5 protein-coding genes are annotated in these 5,143 nt (G+C 66.6%); 3 read left to right on the forward strand and 2 right to left on the reverse strand.

Annotation, left to right across the window (positions count from 1 at the left end; genetic code table 11):
- Together AB4Y99_RS25590 and AB4Y99_RS25595 are read left to right on the forward strand one after the other, a co-directional pair.
- Positions 1-402 (forward strand): DUF3617 domain-containing protein (locus AB4Y99_RS25590; RefSeq protein WP_441525304.1); only part of this gene is annotated, 402 nt, incomplete at its 5' end.
- A gap of 212 nt (positions 403-614) precedes the next feature.
- On the forward strand, positions 615-2,780 hold the full coding sequence (locus AB4Y99_RS25595) for a GumC family protein (RefSeq protein ID WP_133565628.1): 2,166 nt from the start codon (positions 615-617) through the stop codon (positions 2,778-2,780).
- A gap of 49 nt (positions 2,781-2,829) precedes the next feature.
- Here AB4Y99_RS25595 and AB4Y99_RS25600 read toward each other — a convergent pair whose 3' ends face one another.
- A complete protein-coding gene (locus AB4Y99_RS25600) occupies positions 2,830-3,252 on the reverse strand; it encodes an RrF2 family transcriptional regulator (protein WP_038368257.1) in 423 nt (140 codons plus the stop codon).
- A 173-nt stretch (positions 3,253-3,425) separates the two neighbouring features.
- Between AB4Y99_RS25600 and AB4Y99_RS25605 the strand changes: the two genes are divergently transcribed.
- Positions 3,426-4,403 carry an alpha/beta fold hydrolase gene (locus AB4Y99_RS25605; RefSeq protein ID WP_112761884.1) on the forward strand — a complete coding sequence of 326 codons (978 nt, stop codon included), beginning with the start codon at positions 3,426-3,428 and terminating at the stop codon, positions 4,401-4,403.
- A gap of 150 nt (positions 4,404-4,553) precedes the next feature.
- On the opposite strand, the gene AB4Y99_RS25610 is transcribed toward AB4Y99_RS25605, so the two are convergent.
- Positions 4,554-5,143, reverse strand: a 590-nt coding sequence (locus tag AB4Y99_RS25610; protein WP_441525305.1) for a GNAT family N-acetyltransferase, incomplete at its 5' end; no start/stop codon positions are given.

Genomic DNA, 5,143 nt, shown 5'->3' on the forward strand with positions numbered 1-5,143 from the left:
GGCCTCTGGGAGACCAAATCGACCGGGGAGCAGGGAGAAGCGGTGGCCAAGCAGTGCGTTGGCCCCGGCGCTGACCAATCCGCCATTGGCGGCATGACGGCGGGCGCCTGTTCCAAGATGCTGGTGACCAAGACGGCGACCGGCTACGCGGTGGAGACGGAGTGCTCCATGGGGCCGGTCAAGGCCTCTGGCAGCAGCGTCATCACCGGCGATTTCGAAACTTCGCTGCGAACCGAGGGGACGACGAAGATCTCCGGCATGCCCGGCCAGTCCGGTCCGGTGGAGCGCAGGCTGGTGGTCGAGGCCAAGCGTCTCGGCGATTGTGGTCCGGGGCAGAAGCCGGGCGACATCATCATGCCGGACGGCAAGGTCATCTCGATGCCTCAGGCGCCCAAGCCATAAGAGTTGCCGACAGGGCCCGGAGCACAATCCGGACGTCGACGTGAAGCCCGGCCGAGAGGTCGGGCTTTTGTGTCTGGAGGCGTGGAGGAGATGAAAATCGACGATTTCGGAGGTTGGAGGCTCCGGCATTTACCTGGCACTAACCTTACTGAGCCTTGAATGACGCGGCGTCCTTCCCGGGATGCGAGAGTTCTGCGTCACATGGGTGGATCATGACCGCTGAAGCTGGGACTGAAGCGCGAGGCAACGGCGAAGGCCGGGGCGACATGCTCGACCTCGCGGCACTCTGGGCGGCGATCAAGCGCCGGAGAGCCTGGGTCGTCGTGCCCACGCTGGCGGCGCTCGGCCTGTCCTTCCTCGCGGTGAACGTCGTGACGCCCCGCTATACCGGCGAGGTGCGCCTGCTGCTGGAAAGCCGCAGCGGTTTCTACGCATTGCCCGGCCAGTCGGCTCAGGATACCGCCGGCCAGTTCGACGCCGAGGCCGTGCAGAGCCAGGTGCAGATCATGATGTCGCGYGACCTSGCSCGAGARGCGATCAARCGCATCGGMCTCGTCGGCAATCCCGAATTCGATTCCGGTGCGGGCGCGCTCGGAGCCCTGCGCAAGGTCGCGGTGATGATGGGCCTCGGCGCCCACCCGGCCGACCGCTCTCCCGAAGAGCGCGTTCTCGAGAAGTATTACGACCGGCTCCTAGTCTATCCGGTGGCGCGCTCGCGCATCGTCGCGATCGAGTTCACTTCGCAGGACCGGGCGCTCGCCGCCAAGGCCGCCAACACCATCGCCGAGACCTATCTGGAGTTTCAGGAGGCGGCCAAGCAGGACAATGCCCGCAGCGCCTCAGCCTGGCTCTCGACCACCATCGAGCCGCTGCGCAAGCGCGTGGCCGAGGCTGACGCCAAGGTCGAGACGTTCCGCGCCCAGCACGGCCTCTTCGCCGGCCCCAACAACACCAGCATCAACGCGCAGCAACTCGCCGATCTCTCGACGCAGCTCTCCGCGGCGCGCAGCCAGCAGGCCGAGGCGCAGGCCAAGGCGGGGATGATCCGCGATGCGATCAAGCAGGGCCGCACCTTCGAGATTCCGGAGGTGGCCAACAACGAACTCGTCCGCCGGCTGATCGAGCAGCGCGTCAATCTCCGTGCCCAGATCGCGGCGGAATCGCGCAGCCTCCTGCCCGGCCATCCCCGTATCAAGGAGCTGAACGCCCAGCTCGCCGATCTCGAAGGCCAGTTGCGAGGCGCCGCGGAGCGCGCCGTCCGCACGTTGGAGAACGAGGCCAAGATCACCGGCCAGCGCGTCGAAAGCTTCCAGGCCGCACTCGACGGCCAGAAGAAGAACGTCGCCACCTCCAACGACAGCGAGGTGCAGTTGCGCGCGCTCGAACTCGATGCCCGCACCCTGCGCGAGCAACTCGAGCAGTATATGCAGCGCTATCGGGAGGCCGTGGCGCGCGACACGCTGAATGCCACCCCGGCCGATGCACGCATCATCTCGCGCGCCGTCGAGCCGATCGATCCGTCCTTCCCGAAGAAGCTGCCGATCGTCCTCGTCTCGACGCTTGCGACCTTCCTGATCGCGCTGGCGACCATCGTGACGCGGGAGCTCCTGAACGGGCAGGCCCGCCCGCTGCCGCAGCCGCGCGGCCCGCGCTGGGTCTCGGTCGCTGATGAGGAGGCCGCGGCGAAGTCGGAGAATCCGACGCCCGAGACACCGCGTCGCGATTCGGTCGCGGGCCTGCTGACCCATGCCGGCCGCCTCGGCCATATCAGGCTCGACCTCGACCGCCCTGAGGAAACGCTGGCCGCGATGGCGGAACGCACCGAGGAGCCGCAGCGCGGCCTGGCGCCGGTCATGCTGGTGCTGGACGCTGGTGCCGAGGGCGCTGCCAAGCCGCATGATCTCGCCGAATTGCTGGCGCAGCGCTGCCGCTGCATCCTCGTCGATCTCACCAGCGACCACGACCATGGCGAACCGGGTTTCTCGGAGCTGCTGGCCGGGGAGGCGCTGTTTTCCGACATCATCATGCGGGCGACGGGCTCGCGCCTGCACAGCATCGGCCCGGGCCGGGCGGGACGCGAGGCGGTCTTCGCCGCCGCCGATCTGGTCGATGTCGCGCTCGACGCGCTCTGCGAGACCTATGACTGGGTCCTGGTCGCCGCCGCTTCCAACGATGAAGCTTCGATGCTGGAGCCGGTCGCGCGCCGGGCGCAGGGTGGCCTCGTGATGAGCGGAAAGGCCAGCAACGGCCACGCGCTCGAAGTGGCCTATCGCCTCAGCGAATTGACCAAGGCGCCGGTTTCGCTCGTGCTCGATGCCGAGCACGAGGTTCCGATGGCGCGCATGCGGCAGGACGAGGAAGAGCCGGTCGAGGCTTAGAATCTATCCTTCATCAGGCTCGGTCGAGCCGGATGAAAGATATCTGTCGCTAATTGCCGGTGGCCAGCGCGATGCCGGCAATATCGGCCAGCGTGGTTGCCGCGTATTTCTTCAGAAGCACTGTCTCAGCGGCCGCATGGGCTGCCTCCAGCACGGAGTTCGAGGCGCGCTCGACCGGGCAGGACGGATGGTCGCGGGAGACCGGGGCGGCGAGCACGGGGCCCTCGTTGAGCGCTCGCTGCACGGCAAGCACGGTGATTTCGTCGAGCGTCCTGATCAGTTTCCAGCCGCCGCCGCGGCCGCCTTCGCTCTCAACGATGCCGGCGTCGCGCAGTGCCCCCAGCGTGCGGCGGACAACGACGGGATTGGTGTTGAGCATCTGCGCAATCCGCTCCGAGGTCTCCTTGCCGCCGAGCAAACCCATATGCACCAGCACGTGCAGCATCCGCGCCAGACGGCCGTCGGTCTTCATCGCAAGTCTTTCCGCAACTATTGATGTTACGCGATATTGACATCGCGGCTTTTGCGTAACAGGAATTGTTACGCACTGAAAGGGCAAGCCTGCCTCGAAGCCGGTTTCTGACCGCCTCGACGGCCWTGCTTGTCTCGACACCCATTCTTCACGGCTCCGGCCGGGAGCCCAACATGCAAGAAAAAACCATCGCAACCCGCACGCTCGAGATGAGCATCCTCGATGCCGGCAGCGGCCCGCTGGTGCTGATGTGCCATGGCTTTCCCGAGACCAAGCATGCGTGGCGCCACCAGATCGGCGCCCTTGCGGCCGCCGGTTACCGCGCCGTCGCTCCGGATATGCGCGGGTATGGCGGCACTGCAGCACCCGAGGGGGCGGATCACTACACCGTCGTTCATGCCGTCGGCGATCTCGTGGCGCTTCTCGATGCGATCGGTGAGAAGCAGGCGGTCATCATCGGTCACGACTGGGGCGCTACGATCGCCTGGCAGGCGGCCCTGATGCGCCCGGACCGATTCCGCGCGGTGGTGGCGCTGAGCGTGCCGATGATGGGCCTGCCGCCGGTGGCGCCGTCAAAGCTCTTTCCGCAGAATGGCGAAGCGCTGTTCTACACGCTTTATTTCCAGGATCCGCAGGGCGCAGAGAAAGAGTTCAGCCGCGATATCGGCCAGACGCTGCGCAAGCTGATCCATGCCGCCAGCGGCGAAGCCGGACCGCGCCGGCCCGGCGACGGCACGCCCAACCCCTTCGGCATGGTGAGCCGCAACCGCGGCCTGCTGGCCGATCTGCCCGATCCCGAAGCGCTTCCCGCCTGGCTGCCGCCCGCAGATTTCAACCGTCTCGCCCAGGCCTTCACCGCGACCGGCTTCGGCCCGGCCCTGAACTACTATCGCAATCTCGACCGCAACTATGAGCTCCAGCAGGCCAATGCCGGCCAGACCGTCACCGTCCCCGCCCTGTTTGCCATCGGCGAGCGCGACACCGGCCTCGCCATTCCCGGCATGCCCGAGATCATCGCCGCCATGCCGCATCTGGTCCCCGGCCTGCGTGGCTCCCACACCATCCCCGGCGCCGGCCATTGGCTGCAGCAGGAAAGGCCGGAAGCGGTGACGGAACTGGTGCTTGGGTTTTTGAGGGAGGTTGCCGGGTGATCCAGTACGGATCGACGTTCATGAGAGCCGGAGCATCGGGGCTATAAGATAGACGAAGCCTTTGAAGTGAAGGGTTCTTCGGTCAAAGCGCGCAGCAAAGCGACGGAGGTGCTTCATTCGATTGAAGCGAATCCTGAATGCCGATCGGCCCTAATCCGCCACGGCTCCCGCCTTCGGTCGGCGCAGCCAGCCGGAGGCGCGCTGTGCCAGCTTGAGCGCGGCGGGCGAATTCTTGATGCGCCGCTTCAGCTCCCGCTTCGCCTGCGCGACCGGTACGAACAGGCGCCCCTTCAGCGTCAGCGGCAGGAAGCTGTCGACAAGATCGTCATGGTCGTCGCAGAAGGTCGTCTTGTAGCGCGCCTCGCCGATGCCGAGGTCGAAGACCGCGTATCCTTCGTCGCATTTCAGCCGGATCAGATCGGCCAGCAGGAGCTCGCCGGGGCTGGTCTTGATGCTCTCGCTCGCCATGTCGAAGGAGGTTGCCATGCCGGAGAAGCGGCCTCCCTGAACCGCGCCGACATAGGTCGCGACGGAACGGCCGTTCAGGTCGAGTGAGTAAAGCTCGATGGTCGGCGTCGCGTCGCCGTCGCCCGCCGCCGCCCGCGCGAGAAAGGAGTGCATCGCCGGTTCCGCGAAGGGGTCGGRCACGCCCATGCTGCGGAAACGCTCGGCCTTCTGCAGCAGGAAGGCGTCGATCACCCGCTCGATCTCGGCCGGCGTCCGGGCCAGCGTCATTGTGC

Origin of the sequence: Allobosea sp. TAB14, assembly GCF_052113865.1 — a bacterium.
Classification (GTDB): domain Bacteria; phylum Pseudomonadota; class Alphaproteobacteria; order Rhizobiales; family Beijerinckiaceae; genus Allobosea; species Allobosea spartocytisi.

Excerpts from the sequence above, each read along its gene's own strand:
- AB4Y99_RS25600 (WP_038368257.1), bottom strand. The coding sequence starts at position 3,252 with ATGAAGACCGACGGCCGTCTGGCGCGGATGCTGCACGTGCTGGTGCAT.
- AB4Y99_RS25605 (WP_112761884.1), top strand. The coding sequence starts at position 3,426 with ATGCAAGAAAAAACCATCGCAACCCGCACGCTCGAGATGAGCATCCTC.